A 22,021-nucleotide genomic window follows, 5' to 3' on the forward strand; every position below is an offset into this window, starting at 1 on the left:
AACAGCTCTTTTTCAATTTTAGGCTTTACCCCTTATGATTAAAGCACAAGGAGAGATACCTTAGACTTTAAAAGGAGGGGCATAAAATGACTATACAAAAAACAGTAGCTGTAATTGCAGCAGTCACGTCATTAACTTTGTTCGGAAATTTGGTTATATTTCAGAGCCCGGTAGCAGAAATTTCGGCCCAAACCAGTACCTCTTCAACTACTGTGAAAGCTGAAAATGACAATAAATCAGAACAATCATCAGAAAAAGAAGCAGGAGAAGAAAAAAGCTCCACGTCAGAAGAAACGAAAGCAACTGAGAAGACTCAAGCAAGCTCTGAAAGTACAGTAGCTTCAGAAATAGCTGAACCAAGTGAGGAACTTGCAATAACTGAAACACCAATCGTTGAAGCACCAACACCAGCTCCATCATCTGTAGAGGCAGCCGCTGTTGAACAATCAGATGTAATGGAGGACACTTCTGAACCAGTATCACAATTACAGCCTAATATGCTGCAAATTGCCGGTTCGTATATTTCTTACAGCAATGCAGGACAAGGCTCAGGCCAAGCAGTAATCGATGCCGATCACAGCACAGCCGCTACTTGGGGTGGTTCGCCTGTACAATCAGGAAACGACGGAATGAATACTCATATTATCGGTCATAACCCAGGTGCATTCAATGCCTTGTTTTCATTAGGTGTTGGTTCAACCATCGAAGTATCTGATGCATCTGGCCAAATCAGTACTTATACAGTCCAAAATATTGTAACAGTCGATGATAGTGCCTACGGGGTAGATGGCAATGACTATTGGGATCAAATTACTGGAACAGGTGGGGGCGAACGACTAACCTTACAAACCTGTATCAATGATTTCCAGAACTTAATCGTCTTTGCTGCATAAAAATAAATGACGCAATGATCAATCCCATGATAGATGGAACGGTCATCGCGTCTTTTTTTAGTTTAATTGCTTTTGAGAGGGAATATATGGATAAGAGTAAATTTGTTTTGCCCTTCTTAAGTAGGAGTAACCAATGTCGCGAATGAAATCCAATGAAGCTCTTTGTTGAATATCCAAAATACTATTTTCAATAGTATCGCGGTCTGAGGCCGAAATGAAATTATTGACGATCAGGCAATTGTTCTTTTGATAATTTTCAATTGGATTGTTGCTAATAACTAAATCATAATCGTTCAGCGACTCGAAATCCTCAGGAGTGGAGAAAAGAACCGTGAATTCAAAAATATTTAACCCCAGTTTTTCTCCGTACTGTGCGTGCAAGAAATTCCGCATCATCTCTGCATGTTTTCTTCCGAGATTGCTGACGATAATCACAGAAACCTGCTTGCGCATTTTTTCTAATTGAATTGGCAGCTGGCTCCATTCTCGCATCAAAAGAGCTACTACATCATGCAAGCGAACATTGATCCAAAGTGTCGGGTTGCGCTTATCAATGTCTTCCAAATAGAGTGTCACCAATGTGGAAAAGACTGGATACATGTGATGAACTCCGTGAGCGAAACGTCGTTGTTTATCGTATAAAATGATTCTTTTAAAGGGATAAAAATTGTATTGAACGTACCAAATCATCATTTGCTGGATAATTTTATTCCGATCCTCTTCCAATAGAGGAAAATCAACGGCTTTAACCATTTTGTCTAAAAAGGTATTAAGTTTTTTATGAATGCGAATAATTTGCTCTTCGTTATCCCAACTGTAAAATTCATGGAAAACTGTCCGGGCAACTTCCTTGTACCAGCTGTCAGTCAATGAGTAGGGCGTACCTTCCACTAAATGGGCTACTATCTCTTCGCTGTATTCAATGACTTTATCAATTGTATCATCAGGTTCACTGTATACCTCATCAGATAAAGCAAAGCCTTGGCTCATACGAATTAAGGTAACCATTAAGAGAAACGAGGCATCCTGAACTTCTTGATCATCTAAAGAGACATCAAAGTCTGTTGACGCCCGCATAACATAGCAAAATGTATCTTGTTGGTTGATCTCAAAAGGCCATTCATTAATACCATATGCCTCAGTATAATATTGTTGATAAAAAACACGCACCCAGCGTTCATCTGGCGCGGTCACACGAAAGGGTCCACGTTCCAAAATTAATCCACGCTTTTCGAGAAAAATCTCCACCGCATTCACCATTCTATAGAATGAAGCTTCACTCATAAATAGTTCATTAATCCAGTATTCTGCATCTTCATCAGGTGCGTATAGCAATTTTTCAATAAATTGAAATTCATCGCACTCTTGAAAGATAGTGCTGTAAACATTGGCCATCTTGTTGGATGCGAGGTTATTTAGACGGATTCCTTGAAATTTTGAATACTCAACATATACATATTCACCCCAAAATTCATTAATGTAATCAATATCACTCAGCAGGGTTTTTGCCGAACAGTCTAAAAAATTTGTTACGTCTTTCGTAGGGCACCAAGTAGAAAAATTATCCAAAAATTCCAGCAAGGTTATCTTACGATAGATTGCGGTGCTTAACAAAGCTTTCATAGGATTTTTCCTTTCTTAACGGTGTTAGTGTTCATTAGTATTTTACCCTTTTTTAATCTTTAATTCATCTAAATCACAAAAAAATTATGAGAAAATTCCAATGATAAAAAAACGTATAGATATAAATAAGTACTAATGCTTTAAAAAGAATAGTTTAAAACTAGACTTATAATCATATGACAATGATTTGTTACTTAATTTTAGCCATAAAATAGTTATGTGACAAGTGATTTGAACAGAAATTATGAATGTAGATCATTTAATTAAATAAATAACCACAAGATAATCAGAAGTTGGCTAATACAATAGAGGTAAAAGATTAGAAAGGATGTTTTAGATGAGGTATTTATCTCTTCGATTACGAATCTCGCGCGGTAGGTTAACAGTAGTGTGTGTTAAAGCAGGCAGAAAAAGCAAAACTTACTGAAGTTACAAACTTCAGTTAAGCTTTGCTCTTAATTGTTCTAAATAGATGAGTGGCTGATACATTTCATCGTAAATTGCTTCTAAATTGTCAGTCGTATCGACAATCAGGCTGGCATTTGCATCTCGTTTATCCGGCGAGGTGTTGTAAAATTTGGTACCGATTGACTCCTGGGTTGAGAAAATATCCAACGCTTCAATAATATAGGGACTGCGGGAGGTAATTAGTACCTTAACCGAATAAACGGTCGTTATGCGAACCAATAATTCTGCTAGTTTTACCTGCCATTGAGGATGAAGATGAGTTTCTGGTTCAACAAAAATCAGACAACTACTATCAGCTGCGATCCCGTTTAACACAATCAACTGCAAGAGCGCAAAAATTTTCGTTCCAGAGGATAACGAATTGAACGGAACGCCTTTTAACGAATTTTTTTGAAAAAAATAGTAGCCGTCTCGTTTGCGTACTAGTTGCCCATTTAATACTTCAGAAAAAATAGCTATAATTTTTTTATCTCGCAGATAGTTTTCTTTAGGCTGGCGTTGCATAATTTGTTTAATCAGCCGTTTTCGATGAGAAGCTTCGTTAGCCTGCTGGAGCTTCTCGGAAGGTGCCTTGCCAAAAAATTGTTCATCCGTTGCAAGTGCTAAATTATCCAACAAATCGGGATCATCCAGACAAATGGCTTCTTTATAGGTATGTGTTAGTTGAAATTGACACTGAAAATTGTCCAGTCGATTGCTTTTATAAGGTAGAATCAGATGATCATCTTCCTCTTGAAGAGAGAGAAGCGCTGATTTGTTTAAAGAAGAATCACTAATGATGTAATTGGAAAATTCTTGACGCAGCAATCGATCAAATAAAGCAGCCACAGTCTTTTCATCCAAATAATCACGGTTTTGTTGCTGAAAAATAGTTTTTATAATAGCCGCAATCTGTTGTCGGTTAGGCCAACGAACTTTTGTCGACATTTTTCGTTGAATATTGCTTAAAAGATCAGTAATTTGCTCAGTTAATTTAGTATCTTCAGCAAAAATCTCTTTGTGATCTACTCCGTGTTGATTGTGCTCAACCTGGTAAAGGACAGTCTGGACCTCCCGCCGAAGTGCGTTTACTGAGGGAAAGGTATCTTTTTCTACCCAACGCTCCAAATTCTCCAATTCTTCCATGATTACTGTGTATTTTAAAGCAAACAAATAGTTTCCTTGATAGAGGTTAATTCCAGTTAAAAGAGCGTACAGTATCTTACTTACCGTACCTTTTCCCGAGTTGTTGACACCGGTTATTACCGTAAGGTCTGTCAGTTCAATCGTGGCCTGTTTTATTTTGGCAATATTTTCAAATTCAAGTAACATCGGCTCACTCCAAACTTTTCTATTATTAATTCAAGTATACACTAAAATGTTCTATAATCGGCAGCTATCTTAGTAAAACTGGTTTTGTAAATTTTTCAATAAAAAGACCATTTATAGTAAGAGTTAACTGCTCTTTGACATCTGGTAATCCTTATATTATTGTTAAGAAAAGAAGACCAAAGTTACGCACAAAAAGAATAACATTTTGCCAAAAGAGAGAGTAAAGTTGTAACCAAGTCGAACGTTTGACTGCAAATTTGGTTGTAAACTTGAATTATTAGCTAAATGTTGAGTCCTGCTGCTTTTAGCAAGTCATTGTTTTTAATTTTTTGCACGAACAAATTAGTCGAATGGGGGAGTCTCCTATGGAAAAACAAGATAACGGTACTGAACAATTTATTCCTGAATTATATTCTGAACTTAGACAAAGTATTATTAAAATGCCTAAGGTGATAAAAAAAGCCTCGGGTATCCAAATCTATGGCAAGCTTATCAAAAGTATCATTTATTCTATGGATGTTGCGGTTATTGCCAACAATGATGCAGATGCTATATTGGCTGTATACCCTTGGACACCCAATACCCGAATCTTGTCAGCCATCTCTACTGTTTCTCAAGTTCCGATTTTAGCTGGTATTGGTGGTGGACTAACTTCAGGCAATCGCTCTTCACGTTTAGGATCATTCGCAGAGGAACATGGAGCTTTTGGCGTAGTTCTGAATGGTCCCTGTGACTTGGATACAATTGGCATTGTAAATGAAACAGTGGATATTCCCATTATTTATACAGTGGTCAACGACAAACGCAACCTGCAGGAGCTGATTGACAACGGAGTTGATATCTTTAATGTGGCTGGTGGAAAAGAAACGACCAATCTTGTTCGCTGGGTTCGTGAACAATTTCCTGAATTTCCTATTATTGCTTCGGGTGGTCAAAACGATGAGCAAATTTTATCCACTATTGAAGCAGGGGCGAATGCAATTACTTATACAACTTATGGCAAAACTGAAAAATATTTCCAAGAAAAAATGGAACAATATCGAAAGTTATAAAGCAGCTGTTTACAAAAAGACGCCTTGAGTCTAGGTGTCTTTTTTGTTTTATTTTTAAGAGTAAATGCTTTTTATCCGAAGTGTTTTAAAAGTCTTTAAAAAGTTTCTTGCTTATTTAGTGGTGTTTCTTGTGTGTTATTTTTCTCATTTTTCGTTTATTTTTCCAGTTTTAAACTTTCTGTTTTTTAGATTACACATTTTTTAGTTATTTTAAATTCGTTGATAAAGTACCTATTAAACTCGTGGTGTGAAAAGTTCTTTAAAAGTTTTTAAATAGTCGCTCGCTTTTTCTGCTTTTTTATCGTTCAATAAATTTTGGATGAATTGTATGGATTGAGAGCTTTGGAAGATCAGTTTTAGCTTCCAAGCGATTTCCAAGAGTCATTGCCCATAGAATAAGTTTCTTAAATGATAGTACTTTTAATAACCGTTTCATAGTTATTTGAAAAATAGCATAGTTAAACTGGGTATCAATTCCAAAGGTAGCAGATTGAAATGAGGGAGTATCCGTTCTTTTACTGTTTCTCGTTAGCGGAAGTATCTCGTTTTGGCATACATTTTCTAATTTTTTTACTAGGTACTTATCCGTAATAGTGATGGCTGTTTTTCATTTAGAAGTTATTTTTCTAAGATGTTTCATCTATTCAAGTATTATTAGACGAAAAACTCTTCTTTCGACTGAGGTATTTACCATACATGAATCAACTTTGGATTATAAATGATAGGTACAAATTAGCGAAAATTTTTTTGACCGGTAAATGATTTCTTGTTATAGTGAAAGTACAGAAAGTGAGGGATCCCGATGCGTAATTTCACCAAATAAAGTAGAAGCTGCATTCAGACTGTACCGTGGATTGACCAAGGGAGCAGTGTGCAGATTTTCGAACAATTGGTGAATGTAGTAAAGAGGGAATCCTTTTAAGACGATCTTTGTAGCAAATGTTTGCTGCGAATTTTCGGTTCTATTTATTGTGGATCAGCTCAACCGCCAGTTGTCGAAAAGAACTGACGGTTTTTTTTGACTTCTGGGAAGAAGTCGCTGCGAGGTGTTATCCATATGAGTAATATAATAATGAATCACGTTACATTCGGTTACGATCAGTTAGGTACTCTTTTATTTGATGATGTACAGCTGATTGTTGATGAGCAATGGAAGCTAGGATTAGTCGGCCGTAATGGACGTGGCAAGACCACTTTATTGAAATTGTTGCAAAATCAATTACCCTACCGAGGTACGATTAATCACACAATGAATTTTGTTTATTTTCCTTTGAGTATCGCTGATCCGAGCCAGCTGACTTATTATGCACTGTTGGAGCAGAGGGATTTTGAAATTTGGCAATTGGAACGAGAGTTGAACTTATTGGCCTGTGATCCAGCAGTATTGTGGCGGCCGTTTCAATCTTTATCTGGTGGGGAGCAAACCAAAGTTCTGCTAGCGATGCTGTTCGCCGAGGAACATTGCTTTCCACTTATTGATGAGCCGACCAATCATTTAGATATTTTAGGGCGTCAACAGGTAGCAAAGTATTTACGGAAAAAGAAGCAGGGCTATATTTTGGTTAGTCATGATCGGCAGTTTTTGGATGAAACGGTTGATCATATTTTAGCAATTGAGAAAAGCCAACTGATACTATATCAGGGGAATTTTTCCATTTATGAAGAACAAAAGGCGCAAAAAGATGCTTTTGAGCAGGCACAAAATATTAAGCTGAAAAAAGAAATTGCTCGTCTGCAGCAAACCGCTAGGGAAAAAGCAGCTTGGTCTGCTTCGCGTGAAACCGATAAACTGAACAAATCTAAAGGGTTCATTGATACAGAATATCGTCGGGTAAGTCCTGGAGCAATCGGCGCGGATGCTGCCCGAATGATGAAAAGGTCCAAGGCAATTTTACAACGTGTAGAAACTCAAATCAGTGAAAAGGAGCAGTTGCTGAAGAATATTGAAACAGTAGACGGTCTTGCGATGAATTGGCAACCTAGTCATCGTCGTCGGTTGATTCAAGTAGAAAATCTACGGCTAGCTTATGATGAGCATCTTCTTTTTGAGAATGTTTGTTTTGAGTTGAATCATGGCGATTGTTTGGCAGTCACTGGCACGAATGGTAGTGGAAAAAGTGCTTTAGTACAAGCTTTATTGGGGACATTTACCGGTGAGTGTTTTGGCAAAGTTTTTATACCTAAGGGCTTGACTATTAGTTACGTGCGACAAAAATACGAAGACAATCAAGGCACTTTAACAGATTTTGCATTACAAGAAGGGCTAGATTATCCAATGTTTTTAAATAATCTCCATAAGTTGGGAATGGAACGTAATGTCTTTGAAAATCGAATTGAGCAGATGAGCATGGGGCAGCGAAAAAAGGTTGAGTTGGCCAAATCGCTTTCTCAGCCATCAGATATTTATCTTTGGGATGAACCTCTGAATTATTTAGATGTCTTTAATCAACAGCAGATTATTCAATTGCTGCAGCGGATTCACCCAACTATACTGGTGATTGAACATGACCAGCATTTTATTGAGGCAGTTAGTACTAAAAGGTTAGAATTGTGACCGGTAAAATTATTATGAAAAAGAAAGTCGTTTCTTCAATGAAGCGGCTTTTTTAGTTTGCAGTTAATCATAGGGATGTAATCAATAGTCACATCTTGTGTTCGGAAAAACGATGTTCCTTCCATTTTATGAGAGATACATTCTGTAAAAGATCAGTGGCGATCGTTGTTTTAAAAGTGTATGTCAGAAAACGTCACATTACATCTTGGCGGATACTAGATTAAATGAGAATTTAATGATAAACTCATTTTAAATTTACAGAATATTTCCAAAATTGTAATCAAGGAGGAACTAGATGAATTTAGTAGCGCGAGAACAAGAAAAATTGATGATTGTGGTTGCTGCCGACGTAGCTCGCCGCAGAAAAAGTCGAGGGTTGAAGTTGAATCACCCGGAATCGATCGCTTTGATTACTTATGAAGTAATGGAGGGGGCTCGTGATGGGAAAAGTGTTGCAGAATTAATGACTTATGGTGCCACGATTTTATCAGTAGAGGACGTCATGGAAGGAATTCCTGAGATGATTCATGATATCCAGGTAGAGGCTACCTTTCCAGATGGGACAAAGTTGGTTACAGTCCATAATCCAATTCGCTAGCTCCTTTTTCTGTATTAAGAGAAACAAGGCTAGGACGTCGAAGTTTCAGATAAACAAATGATTAATTTTAGTAAGTTCAGTTAAAAATCGAGGAGGATGTTCATGAAACCCGGAGAAATTATTGTTGGTACTGAACCGATTCAATGCAATATTGGCCGTGAAACCAAGCAGATTGCCGTAACAAATACTGGGGATCGTCCAGTACAAATTGGTTCCCATTATCATTTTTTTGAAGTGAATAGTGCACTGCGATTTGATCGCGAAGCGGCCTATAGTTTTCGCTTAAACATTCCGGCAGGAGTCGCAGTTCGTTTTGAACCTCAGGATGAGAAGACTGTCGAGTTAGTGGCGCTAGCAGGTAAGCGGGAAGTTTACGGCTTGAATGCAAAGACGAATGGTCCATTGGATAAGGAGGGAATTAAATGAGTTTAGAAATATCGCGTAAACAATATGCAGAATTATATGGACCAACGGTCGGCGATAAAGTGCGTTTAGCAGACACAGATTTATTTATTGAAATTGAAAAGGACTACACTACATACGGTGAAGAAGTAGTCTTTGGCGGTGGCAAGGTCATTCGTGAAGGCATGGGGATGGATCCGTTAATCACTCGTGATGGTGGAGCGCCTGATCTGGTAATTACTAATGCAACGATTGTTGATTACAGTGGCGTTATTAAAGCTGACGTTGCTATTAAGGATGGAAAAATTTCAGCGATTGGCAAAGCTGGTAATTCATTCATCATGGATAATGTTGCTATTCCAATTGGCGCAGCAACCGAAATAATAGCCGGAGAAAATAAAATTTTAACAGCTGGTGGAATAGATACTCATATTCATTTTATTTCTCCTCAGCAAGTTGATTCGGCTTTGCATAGTGGTGTAACTACCATGATTGGTGGTGGAACCGGACCAGCAGAAGGAACCAATGCCACGACGGTTACTCCGGGTGCCTGGAATTTGGAGCGGATGCTGCAGGCAGCCGATGGTTTGCCAGTCAATCTAGGTTTTTTAGGTAAAGGTCAGGCAGCGATTGAAGCACCACTAGCTGAACAAATTGAAGCTGGCGCGATCGGATTGAAGATTCACGAAGACTGGGGGACGACTTTCTCAGCGATTCAACATTCTTTGGAAGTAGCTGACAAATATGATGTCCAAGTAGCAATTCACACGGATACTTTAAACGAAACAGGTTTTGTGGAACGGACGATTGAAGCTTTCGGTAATCGGGTAATTCACACCTATCATACGGAAGGGGCCGGTGGGGGACATGCACCGGACATCATCAAGATTGCCAGTCAGCCAAATGTATTGCCCTCTTCTACCAATCCAACTATGCCTTATACTGTCAACACGGTTGATGAACATCTGGACATGCTGATGGTGTGCCATCATCTGAATCCCGATATTCCTGAAGATTTAGCCTTTGCTGATTCGCGGATACGTAAAGAAACAATTGCTGCTGAAGACGTGCTGCATGATATGGGAATTTTCAGCATGATGAGTTCTGATTCTCAGGCGATGGGTCGGGTCGGTGAAGTGGTGACCCGTACTTGGCAAACCGCCGATAAAATGAAAAAGCAACGAGGACCAATGACAGAAGATGCTGAAGGCAACGATAATTTTAGAGTAAAACGCTATATTGCCAAATATACGATTAATCCAGCAATTACTCATGGGATTGCTGATTATGTCGGCTCAGTAGAAGTCGGAAAAATTGCTGATCTAGTCTTGTGGGATCCGGCCTTTTTTGGAGTAAAACCTAGCAAAATTTTGAAAAACGGGATGATTGCAGTAGCACAAATGGGCGATCCTAATGCCTCAATTCCAACGCCGCAACCTGTTTTTTACCGGGAAATGTTTGGCAGTTTGGGTACGGCTTTAGAGAAAAGCTCTTTTACCTTTGTCTCCCAAGCCGCCCAAGAGAAGAATATTAAAGAAAAATATCAGCTAAAAAAAGAAACCTTACCTGTTAAGGGGATACGAAAGCTGACAAAAAAAGATATGAAATTTAATGGTGAAACGCCTGAAATTACTGTTGATCCACAAACCTATGAAGTGACCGTAAATGGTCAAGTGGTGACTAGCGAAGCAGCCGAAGTCTTGCCGTTAGCACAAAAATATTTCCTATTCTAAGGAGTGATTCTATGATCGTAAAAGAAATCATCGGTAACATCAACAGCTATCCAGCAGCTGAAAGTAAAACCAAAGACTGGATAGCAATAGAAAATGAAGCACTAGCTAAGCGGGTACATCATTTGAATACAGCAAAAAATGGTGAAGTAAGTGTACGTTTGGCACCTGGAAAGCACCTGCATGTGGGTGATATTTTGGCCGAAACGGAGGATACCTTAGTGGTAGTGGATGTCTTACCAGAGGATGTTTTAGTGATCAAACCGAACGCCATCCATGAGATGGGTGTCATTGCCCATGAATTAGGCAATCGGCACTTGCCTGCTCAGTTTATCGACGACACAATGGTGGTGCAATACGATTATCTAATCGAGCACCTGCTGGGACACAAAAGTATGAGCTTTGAGCGCAAACACGTAAAAATGCCACATCCATTCCGACACATCGGACATAGCCATGATCACTAACCTGTTTCTCTTCCAAATGAACGATTCCAATTTTCCGATTGGTTCGTTTAGTCATTCTTATGGCTTTGAAACCTATTTACAGCAGAATCGAATTAAAAATGCGGAAGCCTTTGAGTTATGGCTGAAGCAGTTTCTCAACAACCAAATTTTATCCACTGATGGGTTAGCTATTCGTATTGTTTTTGAAGCTTTGGAGAAGAAAAGTTTGACAGAGGTTTTAGCGGTTAATGTTGAATTGAATGCACTGCTTTTACCCAGTGAAATGCGACAGGCTAACAAAAAGATGGGTCAGCAGTTTTTAAATATTGGTAATAGTCTGATGGATGACTCCTTGCTGAAGCATTACCAGCTGCGATTAAGGGAGCAGCAGCTAGCACCTCATCCAGCAATTGTTTTTGGATTACTAGCTTATTGTTCGAAGGCTGTGGTTACAGAAACTTTGTCTGTGTATCTACTAAATACTACGATTACCTTGGTACAAAATGCTGTACGGGGAGTACCGATTGGCCAAGTAGCTGGACAAAAAATTATTTATGCAGTGTCACAGGAGATTCCTCAACTGACTGAAGCAATCCTTACTATGCCGCTGGATCATTTTGGTGCTACTGCACCGGGAATTGAAATTTCCCAAATGCAGCATGAGTTTTTGTTTGCCCGCAATTTCATGTCTTAGAAAAATTTAGGAGGACTATAATGGACACAATCAAAATAGGAGTTGGTGGACCAGTGGGTGCTGGAAAAACCTTTCTCATTGAACAAATTGTACGCAAGCTGCAAGATAAGGTGGAAATTGCCGTTGTTACCAATGATATTTACACCAAAGAAGATGCGAAATACCTGATCAATACTGGAATTCTTGATCCGGCTCGGATTATCGGGGTAGAAACAGGCGGCTGTCCTCATACCGCGATTCGCGAGGATACATCTATGAATACAGCGGCAATTGAAGAGCTAGAGGAGCATTTCCCAAATTTAGAAATCATTTTTGTGGAGAGTGGTGGCGATAATTTAGCAGCCACCTTCAGTCCAGAGTTGGTAGATTTGTCGATTTACATTATTGACGTAGCCCAAGGGGAGAAAATTCCTCGTAAAGGCGGACAAGGGATGATCAAATCAGATCTTTTTTTGATTAATAAAATTGACTTAGCACCATTTGTGCATGCGGATTTATCAATTATGGCTAGCGATGCCAAGCAATACCGTTTGGAAAAGCCGACTGTCTTTACTAATTTGCAGAATGGTACCGGCTTAAATGAAGTCGTTGACTGGGTGAAAAAGCACGCTTTTATTGGAGTGTAGCTATGAAAACAATGACCGGTACATTGGAACTAGCCGTAAAACAACGTGATAATCGGACAGTACCAGGACATATTTTTTATCAAGGAGCGTTGAAGGTGATGCGTCCACAGTATTTAGATGACAGTGGGCAAGTGACTTATTTTGTTCTGAATCCTGGAGGCGGTTATTTAGATGGCGATCGATATTCCTTAACTATAGACGTGGGACCTGAGGCAAGCCTATATTTAACCACTCAATCGGCTACAAAAGTTTATCAAACGCCTAAGGATCACGTGTATCAGCTTAATCAAATTGCTGTTAAGGCTAAAGGAGAGTTAATCAATCTGCCTGACCCCATCATTCCCTACGAAAAAAGTATCTATCAGCAGGAACAATTGGTTTATTTAGCTAATGATGCCCGTTATTTTGCTTCAGAGATTGTAACACCTGGCTGGGATTCTGCCGAACGGGGTTTTACTTATCGAAAAGTCAATTTGCTAACAAAAATTTATTTGGACAATCATTTGGCAGTAATGGATCGGGTGTTGCTGCAGCCGGACTGCCAAAATTTAGCAGGCGCAGGGATGCTGGAGGGGTTAAAAAAAATAGCTTCCTTACTAGTAGTTCATCCCGAGATTGATCAGGAATATATTACTCAGCTTCATCAGGAGTTAACAATTGTCTATCCTGCTTTACATTTTGGTTTGTCGCTGTTTCCGATTAACGGATACAGTTTGCGTGTTTTGGGAAATGATACACAAGAAATGGAATCGGTTATCCAAGCTTGTTATCAACACTATAATCAAACATTTTGTAAAAAAAAGCTGCCGCAAACTAGGAAGTATTAGGAGGGATTTAATGGTGGAAATGACTGAAGAGACAAAAGTTTCATGGTTGAAAGGAATATGGACCAGTTTTTCCCAAGTAGTACTAATTGAACATCCAGTTAGTGGGGCGATGATTTTCTTAGCAGTAGTAATAGCAGATTTTCAGTTGGCAGCCTTGGCTTTAAGCAGCTGTCTATTCGCTAATCTGACTGCTCATTTATTACAAGTAGAAAACGATCAAATTAAAAAGGGATTGATAGGTTTTAGTCCGGTTTTGGTTGGAATTGCAGCGGGAACTTTTGTTGAGGGATGGGTTGCTTGTCCAATTGCTCTAGTTGGAAGTGTTCTGTGTGTCTTGATGACTTTGGTCATCAATCATTTGTTCAGGCAGCAAGGGCTGCCTGGTTTAACTTTCCCATTTATCTTGATCACCTGGTTATTCCTGCTAATCAGTTTTAATAGTCGCTGGATAACTACTAGTCGAACCGCCCGCTTGCCACAGACACTTTCAAGTACAGGAATGTTGACTCTTCCCGATATCTTTATCAAAGGGGTTGGGGAAATTTTCCTATTGGACAATGTCATCAGCTCTCTTTTGATCCTAGCAGCGATTTTTATTGCGAATGTTCGCTGGGGAGCATTGACAATTGGAGCAATTGGTTTTAGCTTGATGGGTGCGTATATCCTAGGTGGCAATTTGGAGACTGTGTCTTTAGGCTTGTACAGCTATAATTGTATTCTAACCTTTTTAGCCTTGGACTTATTTTTAGAAAAAAAGGATTCCCACTGGATCTTGCTAATGATTTTAACAGGTGGAATACTCACCATTTGTTTTGATTTTGCTCTACCGACATTATTAGGAATCGCTGGGCTGCCAGTCTTGACATTTTCTTTTGTATTGGCCACCTGGTTTGTCTTAACTGTCGAAAAATTGTTGGTAAGGAAGTGAGTGCAGATGCTCCACCGTTTTGATATTCCTCAATCAGTAGCCTGGTTCAAAGCAGGCGTTCGCCGCCGTCCGCGGCTAAGGCCGCTTTTGGTTCTATTAATTATACTTGCGATCATTTCCATCGTGGCAGCTACGGGATTAGGAGCGGTTAATATACCAGCAAATGTTACGTCAGATATCGTACTTAATCATATTACACAAGGATTTTATCCATCTAGTGGTACTTTGCTGCAACAAAATATTGTTTGGAATTTACGGCTTCCTAGAGTTCTGTTGGGTTTTGTTGTTGGAGCAGCTTTAGCAATTGCTGGGGTCGCTATGCAGGCTTTAGTACGTAATCAGTTGGCCGATCCATTTTTACTGGGTGTATCCTCAGGAGCAGAAATGTTTGGGACATTAGGTATGTTGTTTGGAGTTTTTAGCTTTTTAGGGACGTATGCTTTGTCCTTATCGGCTTTTTTAGGCGCAGCATTCTCTTTGTTACTGGTTTATGCACTCAGTCGCGTAAAAAATAAAATTGTGATTACTCAGCTTTTGCTATCGGGTGTGGTTGTAGCAATGATCTTTCAAGGAATTACAAAAGTGATTGTGTTAAGCGCTCCTAATGCATTAGGATTGCACAATGCTGAATTTTGGATGTCGGGTAGTCTAGCTAATACGAAATGGAGTTTTTTAGGTTTGCCAACTATTGTGATGCTAACCTGTGGGATTTTTTTAACCTTAAATTATCGTGTATTAAACCTATTGATAATGGGGGAGGAAACAGCTGCAACTCTAGGAATTTCGGTTCGTACCTTTCAAAAAATCCTGCTAATTGTCACGTCACTTTTAGCAGGAACGACGATTGCTGTTAGTGGAACAATTGGTTTTATTGGGTTAATTTGCCCACATTTTGCAAGGCTTTTAGTAGGTGGTGATCACCGAAAGGTTTTACCAGTAGCTAGTTTAATCGGTGGTATTCTAGTGGTCTGGACAGATGTACTGGCTCGAACCATATTAGCGCCGGAAGAATTACCATTGGGAATTTTAACCTCTATTCTAGGTGGTCCATTTTTCATCTTATTACTGAAGAAAAATCGAAAACATTAGGAGACTGTGATGGAATTACATGTGGAGAATTTATGCTGCAGTTACGAAAATCAATCTGTTTTAAGCAATTTAAATTTAAAAGCTCATCACCAGCAATTCGTCGGCATAATTGGACCAAATGGCAGTGGCAAATCGACATTGTTAAAAGCTGTGTATCGAGCATTAAAGCCGAAAAGCGGTGAAATTCGTTTAGACGAAACACCGTTAAGAGTGATGTCTTATAAAGAAAGTGCTCAAAAGATGGCAGCGGTTGGGCAGGAAAATGAATTACCTTTTGATTTCCGGGTGGAGGAAATTGTTCAAATGGGTCGCTACCCTGCTAAAAGATTCTTTGATAACGATACTGTTGAAGATTATCAGTTAGTAGCGGAAGCTTTGGAGCAGTTGGGAATTACTCATTTAGCACAACGAAATTTTCAGCACTTATCTGGTGGGGAAAAGCAGAGGGTATTGATTGCACGGGCTTTGGCACAGAACACCGATTTGTTGCTATTGGACGAACCGACCAATCATTTGGATATTCATTATCAGCTGGAAATTTTTGAGCTGTTAAGTCGTTTGCCGCTGACAGTTGTTTCGGCGATTCATGATTTGAATATTGCTTCCATGTATTGTGATTATTTGTATGTCATGGAATCTGGGGAGATTTTAACTAGCGGGAATCCAGGGGATGTCCTAACTAAAGAGACGCTGCAACAAGTCTTTCAGGTTCATGCTGAGATTAAAATTCATCCACTATTGCAGCGGCCGACCATTACTTATTTACCTAAAAATGGTCGGTCGCCAGGTCAGATATAAAGAGGGGGCTTTTATGAAGAAATTTATGCTAAGTATTTTGCTGCTATTAACTATTTCTGGGTGCAGTGATTCGAAAGCTAACCAAACAGCTGTTGATGAAAATCAGCTGGTGATCACTAATTATGGCCGCACTATCACGATTAACGAAGTTCCTGAAAAGGTGCTTACCATGGGGCCAAATACCACTGAACTTTTTTGTCAGCTGGGATTAGCTGATAAAATTATCGGCAATACCTTAAACAATCACAGCCGCGGTTCTTTGTCAGAATACAAAGAGGACTATGAAAAAATCCCGGAACTGACACATGGCTCGGCCACGCGAGAAGCTGTTTTATCAAGTGGTGCTGATTTTATTTATGGTATTGACTGGGAGTTTGGCTCAGAAGGCCTTTCATTAGACGAACTGGAAGAAAATGATATCACTGTTTACCAAAATAGTGCTAAAACTATTGATGAGGTCTATCAAGAAATTACAGATATCGGTACTATTTTTGATGTAGAAGATCAAGCTGCTACATTTATCCAGCAGCAAAAAGACCGTTTGCAAGCTGTTGCCAATACAGCGGCAAAGGAGCCCACCAAAGTCCTTGTTTATGATAGTGGAGACAGTGGGATATTCACCGCCAGCGGTAGCAATTATGAATCTCGTCTCATTGAAGCAGCAGGTGGTGTCAATTTGTTTGAAGATCAAACTGAGAAAGATTGGATCACTGTTAGTAGTGAAGAGGTTTTAGAACGACAGCCAGATATTATTCTAGTTCATGACTATGATCAGCCGACTCTCAATGAAAAAATTGCAGCTATCAAGTCTGATCCAGCACTCTCACAGTTAGATGCGGTCAGAAATAATCGTATTGTTTCCATGAGTCTTGAAAATGCTTTGCCAGGACCACGTTTGGCAGAAACTGTTGAAACATTAGCAGCTGGATTTCAAAAGAAATAAGGTCACTAAATGATCGAAGAAGGCATTTAAGCTTCTTCGATCATTTTTTAGCTGTAAGTCAATCTAGGTATTGCTATCCAAAACAGATGCGCTGCGCGCTTAGCGCCTCTGTTTTAGGATAGTCTTGTTTGCGACTATTCGTTGAGTCTGGGGCAAAACGACAGGACTTAGCGCTTTTTCTTTTTACCCTTTTTTTCTTTTAGCTCCCTGATAAGCACGAACTCGTTCTACTTGAGCCTTTCTTTGGCTTATAGATTTCTGAATCCTTATTGGATCCTCTGAAGTCTCCAGCTCATTTAATTAGGAAATGCTGCTTCTTAACGTTTTTTGCATGAGATAATCCTAAAAAACCGAACCAAGCAAGCGACCAGGTTCGTGGCATAAAAACATGAAATGATCATTTTCTTACTCTTGATCAGCTAACAGACCAGTTTGCATCAGCTGCTGGTTTTCTTTTAGCTTACGCAGATTAGCCTCATAGTTCTTAGTATACATTACCGAATAAATAGTATTCAGAATATATTCAAAGGCGGTTTGAGAAGAAAATGTTGCAATTTTAGCAAAATCATATTCCTCCTGCTTGGTTAAAAGCAAATGAGTCGCAAAGGGTACCATTGGCGACTCAGGATTACCCGTCAGCAATAGTATAGGGATCCCTTTTTTATGAAGATATTGCATAATTTTGTTATAAGGGGGCACGATACCGCTATAAGAGAGAAAAAAAGCACAGTCCTGCTGGGTAATTCCCACAGCTGTCCAGTCAGTATCTACATGTTCTTCCACTTGAATCGCAAATTTATTAATTTTGATTAACTTATTTTGGAAGCCGCGGGCTCGTATTTGAGTATCGCCACGGGCAAAGAGAAAGATTCGGTCCGCCTCCATCAGGGTATTCACCGAAGACTTTAAAACTTCGTTGTCTAATTGAACTAAGGAACGTTGAATAGTACCAATGGTTAGATCAGCCATTTTTTTAGCAATTTCAGTTGGTGTATCTAACGGATGGAAGGGAAAGTTGACATTGACCTCTTCTGTTGAGAGCAACTGTGCGTATACCACTTCGGCAATTGCATCCTTAAACTGTCGAAAATCGGAATATCCTAGTTTTTGTGCTAAACGAACAATCGTAGAATGAGAAGAAAAAGTTTTCTCAGCCAAGTCCTGAATAAAAATTTTAGGAATATCCGGCAGGTGCTCCAGTATATATTCAGCAATACGCTTCTCAGCAATACTAAAATCAGTTTGTTGTTTCAAACGTTCGATTATAAGCATTCGATAGTTTCCCTTCTTAGTGTATTTTCAATGAACATGATGTTCATTATTTAACTTTCAATGAGTGAAAGACTGGACATGAGTTGCTAATTAGCTATTTGATATGTAATTAATCAGTAAAATAGTTATAATTTAATCATTGATAGGAAAGAGAGCTGATTGTTCATGTTAACCATCGCATACTTAGGCAACGGGAAAAGTACCAACCGTTATCATTTACCATTTTCCACCAAATTAGGAGATAAAATCAAGGTAAAGACTATTTATTCTCCATCAGGGCGTCAAGCATGGACACCACTTGCTGGCACTCATTATACCACTGATTTAGATGATATTTTGACAGATCAAGAAATTCAGCTGGTGGTGGTCACCACTCCTGTAAAATTTCACTATAGCTATGCAAAAAAAGCACTAATGGCTGGTAAAAATGTTTTACTGGAAAAACCCTTTACGGAAACGTCTGATGAAGCCAAAGAATTATTTGCTTTAGCTAAAGAAAAAGGTTTGTTTTTACAATGCTATCAAAATCGTCGGTTTGATTCTGACTTTTTGACTGTTCAAAAAGTGATCGAAAGCGGCAAGCTGGGAGATTTGTTGGAAGTGGAAATGCATTATGATTATTTTCGTCCCGAAGTCCCAGAAAGTGCGGAACATTTTTCTCAGAATGATAGCTATTTATATGGACATGGTTGTCACACGATTGACCAAGTGCTGAGTTATTTTGGCGAGCCAGACCATATTCACTACGATGTCCGCCAATTATTAGGTCAAGATCGTATGAATGATTACTTTGATCTAGATTTTTACTATGGCAAGTTGAAGGTTTCGGTTAAGTCCAGCTATTTCCGTTTAAAGGAACGTCCAAGCTTTGTAGTTTATGGGAAAAAAGGATCTTTTGTTAAACAAACCAAGGATCGTCAGGAAGAACATTTAAAGCTGTTCTATTTGCCTAATCATGAAGATTTTGGTATTGATCGTCCAGAGCATTACGGGGTATTAACTTATTTAGACGATGAAAAAGTTTATCATGAGGAAAAGGTTGTCTCCGAAGTAGGGGATTACAGTCGGATTTATGAAGGAGTTTACGAAGCAATCATTAATGAGAAAGAAAAAATCGTAAAAGATGAGGAAACCATCCTGCAGATGGAAATTTTGGAAGCAGGCATTACTGAGATGTTGACGAATCAATAGGGGGAAAAGTGATGAAATTAGGAATTGTTGGGGCAGGAATGATCGTAAAGGACTTTTTGACAGTAACACCTGATTTGCCGCAAATTGAGCTTTCAGCGATTTTGTCTTCGGAACGTAGCTTGGAGAAAAATAAGGAACTGCAGACAGCTCATGGGATCAAAGCGATTTTTACTGACTACTCAGACTTTTTAAGGGAAGGTAATTTTGATACAGTATATATAGCTCTTCCCAATCATTTACATTATCAATATGCTTTAGAAGCTTTGATTGCTGGGAAGCATGTAATCTGCGAAAAACCTTTCACAATGCATTTGCAAGAGTTGCAAGACTTACAAGAAAAAGCGAGAGAAAAAGATTTGCTGCTGTTTGAAGCGATTACTAATCAATATTTAGGTAATTTCCGAAGAATTAAGGAACACTTAGACAAGATCGCACCAATTCATTTGATTTCCTGCAACTATTCTCAGTATTCTTCTCGTTATGACGCTTTTAAAAAGGGTGAAGTTCCCTTGGCCTTTGATCCAGCTGCTGGCGGAGGGGCGTTGATGGATATTAATATCTACAATCTGCACATTGTAGTAGGTTTGTTAGGTGAACCCCGAATTGCTAGGTATTTCCCTAATTACCAGCGAGGAGTGGATACTTCAGGAGTGGTAATGATGGATTATGGACAAGCCAAGGCGGTATGCGTTGGATCTAAGGACACTGACGCTGAAAGTTATGTACGTATCCAAGGAGAAGCAGGAGAAATAATCGTCAAGGGTCCGACCAATTCTTTGAAATCTGGTTATGTGAAATTACGCAGTGGGGTGCAACACGTATTGAATAATAATGTTCATACTCACCGGATGTATGAAGAGTTCCACCGTTTCGCTAAAGCGATCGACCAGCATGATATTGTGTTTGCTAATGAGAAGATGCGTCATAGCTTGGAAGTAATGAGTGTATTAGAAAAAACTAGATCGTAAACCATAATGAGCAAACAGATTGATGATTTTCTATCAAACTGTTTGCTTTTTTTGTGACAAGAGTATATAAGAATGGGTTTTCAGGGATATCTCAATGTTGCCAAAACATTCATTGAGTAGTGTGAGTATCCTCAAAGAGTACTTTGCTTGTACAAATGGTTTGAACATTATTAATTTCAGTGGAATTTTTATGAATCTTAAAAAGCAGCAAATAAAAACTTATGCTGATGATAAGATAACCAGAAGTCTGATTGGAATAGAACAAAAGTCATTTGAAAATGATAAATTCGTAGTAATAAGCTGACAGATTTTGCTCTTTTAAACTAAATCTTCTTGTTGAATAGGATGAGCCAAACTTAGAAAGAATGGTTGGTAAAAATTGCTAGCTTTATCATCATTTCGTAGTTGTGTTACTCGATTCAAAGATAAGTTGCTGACTAGATGACAGTCCATCACTGCTACGATTATTATATAGACACAAATTTTTGTATAGTATAGTTCAAAATAAAAATGAGACCGACTTGGTATAAGCCGACCCCACATTTCTATTCATTATATACACTAACGACGTTGTACCAGCGACGTTCATGTTGAGCGTAACGATTGAGCGAAAAGCCAGATAGAGCGAAGCCTAACATAGAGATAATCAATCCAAAGATAATCAACCAGCTGGCAATTTTGGGGATTAAATACTTCGATTTCATACGCTTACCACCTTTCTTTGAAAGACTGATTGACGAATCTTGCGTGTCATCCAACGGTGACTGTTAATGAAGACAGCACTGCATTTATAGGTTGCCCATAGGAAGAACATTCCTAGACCAAACAATAACATACCAACACCGAGTTGAGTTACGCCAATAAAGAAAACATTCATAATTGCCAGTGGACTAGTCAATGTAGCAATTAATCCGCCTAACAAAAGTCCGCCACCTAAACAAGCAAAGGTGAATGGAATACACCAAATAACAATATAAAAACTAACCACGACACAAAAGGCGGCTAAAGCCAAGCTGCCCCAAATTGGGAAACCTAGAATCAGTAATAGTATAATAAGTGGACTAAAACGTCTAGGAACCTTGATTTCCTGTGGAATACCTGCTGCTTCGTAGGCCAAAGCTTGTGGATCGCCCATTTTTGCTACGGCTTCTTCTTCTGTATAACCGTCTTCGATTAAATCCATAATCATTTCATCGTAATACTCAATCAATCGTTGCACTTCACTGGGGCGTACTTCATACGCTAAATAATTACTCAATTCTTTAATAAACTCAACTCGCTGCATTTTCGACACTTCCTTTAATGTATTGTTGGATGGCTTCTACCTGTTTCCAATCGTTTAAAAACTGTTGGATGCTTTCTTGGCCTTCATCGGTCAGCTGGTAATATTTTCGCAAACGGCCATTATGAATTTTTGAGTAGGTAGACACTCGTTTACTGGTTTCTAAACGCTTCAAAATTGGATAGAGGGTGGATTCAGTAATCTCAATTTGGTGATTGATCTGTTTAACGATTTCATAGCCGTAAGAATCTTGATGGGCTAGTGCAGCTAGAACACAATATTCAATCAGCCCTTTTTTCAATTGGCTATTCATACGCATCACCTTT

General features: G+C 38.9%; 22 protein-coding genes. 16 read left to right on the forward strand and 6 right to left on the reverse strand.

All coding sequences use genetic code 11. The annotated features are described in order from the left end of the window. The first annotated feature begins 86 nt into the window (after positions 1-86). Entirely contained in the window at positions 87-893 is an 807-nt protein-coding gene (locus IGI46_RS19220; RefSeq protein ID WP_429965132.1) for a sortase domain-containing protein, read from the forward strand. A 57-nt stretch (positions 894-950) separates the two neighbouring features. Here the strand turns inward: IGI46_RS19220 and IGI46_RS19225 are convergent, their stop codons facing one another. Further along, a complete protein-coding gene (locus IGI46_RS19225) occupies positions 951-2,516 on the reverse strand; it encodes a helix-turn-helix domain-containing protein (RefSeq protein ID WP_429965131.1) in 1,566 nt (521 codons plus the stop codon). A 438-nt stretch (positions 2,517-2,954) separates the two neighbouring features. Further along, a complete protein-coding gene (locus IGI46_RS19230) occupies positions 2,955-4,295 on the reverse strand; it encodes an AAA family ATPase (protein WP_429965130.1) in 1,341 nt (446 codons plus the stop codon). Between the two features lie 365 nt (positions 4,296-4,660). Here IGI46_RS19230 and IGI46_RS19235 point away from each other — a divergent pair, with 365 nt between their 5' ends. The 13 genes from IGI46_RS19235 (at position 4,661) to IGI46_RS19295 (ending at position 16,982) form a co-directional block, all read left to right on the forward strand. Continuing rightward, positions 4,661-5,347, forward strand: coding sequence for a hydrolase (locus IGI46_RS19235; protein ID WP_207704536.1), 687 nt, complete (start codon positions 4,661-4,663; stop codon positions 5,345-5,347). Positions 5,348-6,404: 1,057 nt separating this feature from the next. Then, positions 6,405-7,901, forward strand: coding sequence for a ribosomal protection-like ABC-F family protein (gene abc-f, locus IGI46_RS19240; RefSeq protein WP_429965129.1), 1,497 nt, complete (start codon positions 6,405-6,407; stop codon positions 7,899-7,901). A 295-nt stretch (positions 7,902-8,196) separates the two neighbouring features. After that, positions 8,197-8,499, forward strand: coding sequence for an urease subunit gamma (locus tag IGI46_RS19245; protein WP_207704538.1), 303 nt, complete (start codon positions 8,197-8,199; stop codon positions 8,497-8,499). A 102-nt stretch (positions 8,500-8,601) separates the two neighbouring features. Next, the gene (locus tag IGI46_RS19250) at positions 8,602-8,925 is read left to right on the forward strand and encodes an urease subunit beta (RefSeq protein WP_429965128.1); all 324 of its coding nucleotides are present in this window, start codon (positions 8,602-8,604) and stop codon (positions 8,923-8,925) included. Then, the gene (gene ureC / locus IGI46_RS19255) at positions 8,922-10,634 is read left to right on the forward strand and encodes an urease subunit alpha (protein WP_429965127.1); all 1,713 of its coding nucleotides are present in this window, start codon (positions 8,922-8,924) and stop codon (positions 10,632-10,634) included. Before IGI46_RS19250 ends, ureC begins: the two co-directional genes overlap by 4 nt. Positions 10,635-10,645: 11 nt before the next feature. Then, positions 10,646-11,098: an urease accessory protein UreE gene (locus tag IGI46_RS19260; protein ID WP_429965126.1), complete on the forward strand. Its 453-nt coding sequence runs from the start codon at positions 10,646-10,648 to the stop codon at positions 11,096-11,098. A gap of 16 nt (positions 11,099-11,114) precedes the next feature. Next, positions 11,115-11,771 (forward strand): urease accessory protein UreF, encoded by a 657-nt coding sequence (locus IGI46_RS19265; RefSeq protein WP_429974072.1) that lies wholly within the window; start codon positions 11,115-11,117, stop codon positions 11,769-11,771. Positions 11,772-11,791: 20 nt separating this feature from the next. After that, on the forward strand, positions 11,792-12,397 hold the full coding sequence (gene ureG / locus IGI46_RS19270; protein ID WP_429965124.1) for an urease accessory protein UreG: 606 nt from the start codon (positions 11,792-11,794) through the stop codon (positions 12,395-12,397). Positions 12,398-12,399: 2 nt separating this feature from the next. After that, positions 12,400-13,224, forward strand: coding sequence for an urease accessory protein UreD (locus tag IGI46_RS19275; RefSeq protein WP_429965123.1), 825 nt, complete (start codon positions 12,400-12,402; stop codon positions 13,222-13,224). A 10-nt stretch (positions 13,225-13,234) separates the two neighbouring features. Further along, positions 13,235-14,152 carry an urea transporter gene (locus IGI46_RS19280; protein ID WP_429965122.1) on the forward strand — a complete coding sequence of 306 codons (918 nt, stop codon included), beginning with the start codon at positions 13,235-13,237 and terminating at the stop codon, positions 14,150-14,152. A gap of 6 nt (positions 14,153-14,158) precedes the next feature. Further along, positions 14,159-15,241 carry a FecCD family ABC transporter permease gene (locus IGI46_RS19285; RefSeq protein ID WP_429965121.1) on the forward strand — a complete coding sequence of 361 codons (1,083 nt, stop codon included), beginning with the start codon at positions 14,159-14,161 and terminating at the stop codon, positions 15,239-15,241. Positions 15,242-15,250: 9 nt separating this feature from the next. Then, a complete protein-coding gene (locus IGI46_RS19290; protein ID WP_429974073.1) occupies positions 15,251-16,039 on the forward strand; it encodes an ABC transporter ATP-binding protein in 789 nt (262 codons plus the stop codon). Between the two features lie 13 nt (positions 16,040-16,052). Next, positions 16,053-16,982 carry an ABC transporter substrate-binding protein gene (locus tag IGI46_RS19295; protein WP_429965120.1) on the forward strand — a complete coding sequence of 310 codons (930 nt, stop codon included), beginning with the start codon at positions 16,053-16,055 and terminating at the stop codon, positions 16,980-16,982. Between the two features lie 405 nt (positions 16,983-17,387). Here the strand turns inward: IGI46_RS19295 and IGI46_RS19300 are convergent, their stop codons facing one another. Next, positions 17,388-18,254 carry a MurR/RpiR family transcriptional regulator gene (locus IGI46_RS19300; RefSeq protein WP_429974074.1) on the reverse strand — a complete coding sequence of 289 codons (867 nt, stop codon included), beginning with the start codon at positions 18,252-18,254 and terminating at the stop codon, positions 17,388-17,390. Positions 18,255-18,419: 165 nt separating this feature from the next. Between IGI46_RS19300 and IGI46_RS19305 the strand changes: the two genes are divergently transcribed. Beyond that, positions 18,420-19,445, forward strand: coding sequence for a Gfo/Idh/MocA family oxidoreductase (locus IGI46_RS19305; protein ID WP_429965118.1), 1,026 nt, complete (start codon positions 18,420-18,422; stop codon positions 19,443-19,445). Positions 19,446-19,456: 11 nt separating this feature from the next. Further along, positions 19,457-20,413, forward strand: coding sequence for a Gfo/Idh/MocA family protein (locus IGI46_RS19310; RefSeq protein ID WP_429965117.1), 957 nt, complete (start codon positions 19,457-19,459; stop codon positions 20,411-20,413). 545 nt (positions 20,414-20,958) lie between these two features. On the opposite strand, the gene IGI46_RS19315 is transcribed toward IGI46_RS19310, so the two are convergent. From IGI46_RS19315 to IGI46_RS19325, 3 genes are read right to left on the reverse strand one after another with little or no spacing between them, the layout of a single operon-like run. Further along, positions 20,959-21,117, reverse strand: a complete 159-nt coding sequence (locus IGI46_RS19315; protein ID WP_207704761.1) for a hypothetical protein — start codon at positions 21,115-21,117, stop codon at positions 20,959-20,961. Then, a complete protein-coding gene (locus tag IGI46_RS19320; protein WP_429965116.1) occupies positions 21,114-21,698 on the reverse strand; it encodes a DUF1700 domain-containing protein in 585 nt (194 codons plus the stop codon). Before IGI46_RS19320 ends, IGI46_RS19315 begins: the two co-directional genes overlap by 4 nt. Continuing rightward, on the reverse strand, positions 21,685-22,008 hold the full coding sequence (locus tag IGI46_RS19325; RefSeq protein WP_207704759.1) for a PadR family transcriptional regulator: 324 nt from the start codon (positions 22,006-22,008) through the stop codon (positions 21,685-21,687). Before IGI46_RS19325 ends, IGI46_RS19320 begins: the two co-directional genes overlap by 14 nt. Positions 22,009-22,021: the final 13 nt, after the last annotated feature.

The sequence above is a fragment of the Enterococcus sp. AZ163 genome (assembly GCF_050498925.1).
Lineage (GTDB): Bacteria > Bacillota > Bacilli > Lactobacillales > Enterococcaceae > Enterococcus_A > Enterococcus_A ferrettii.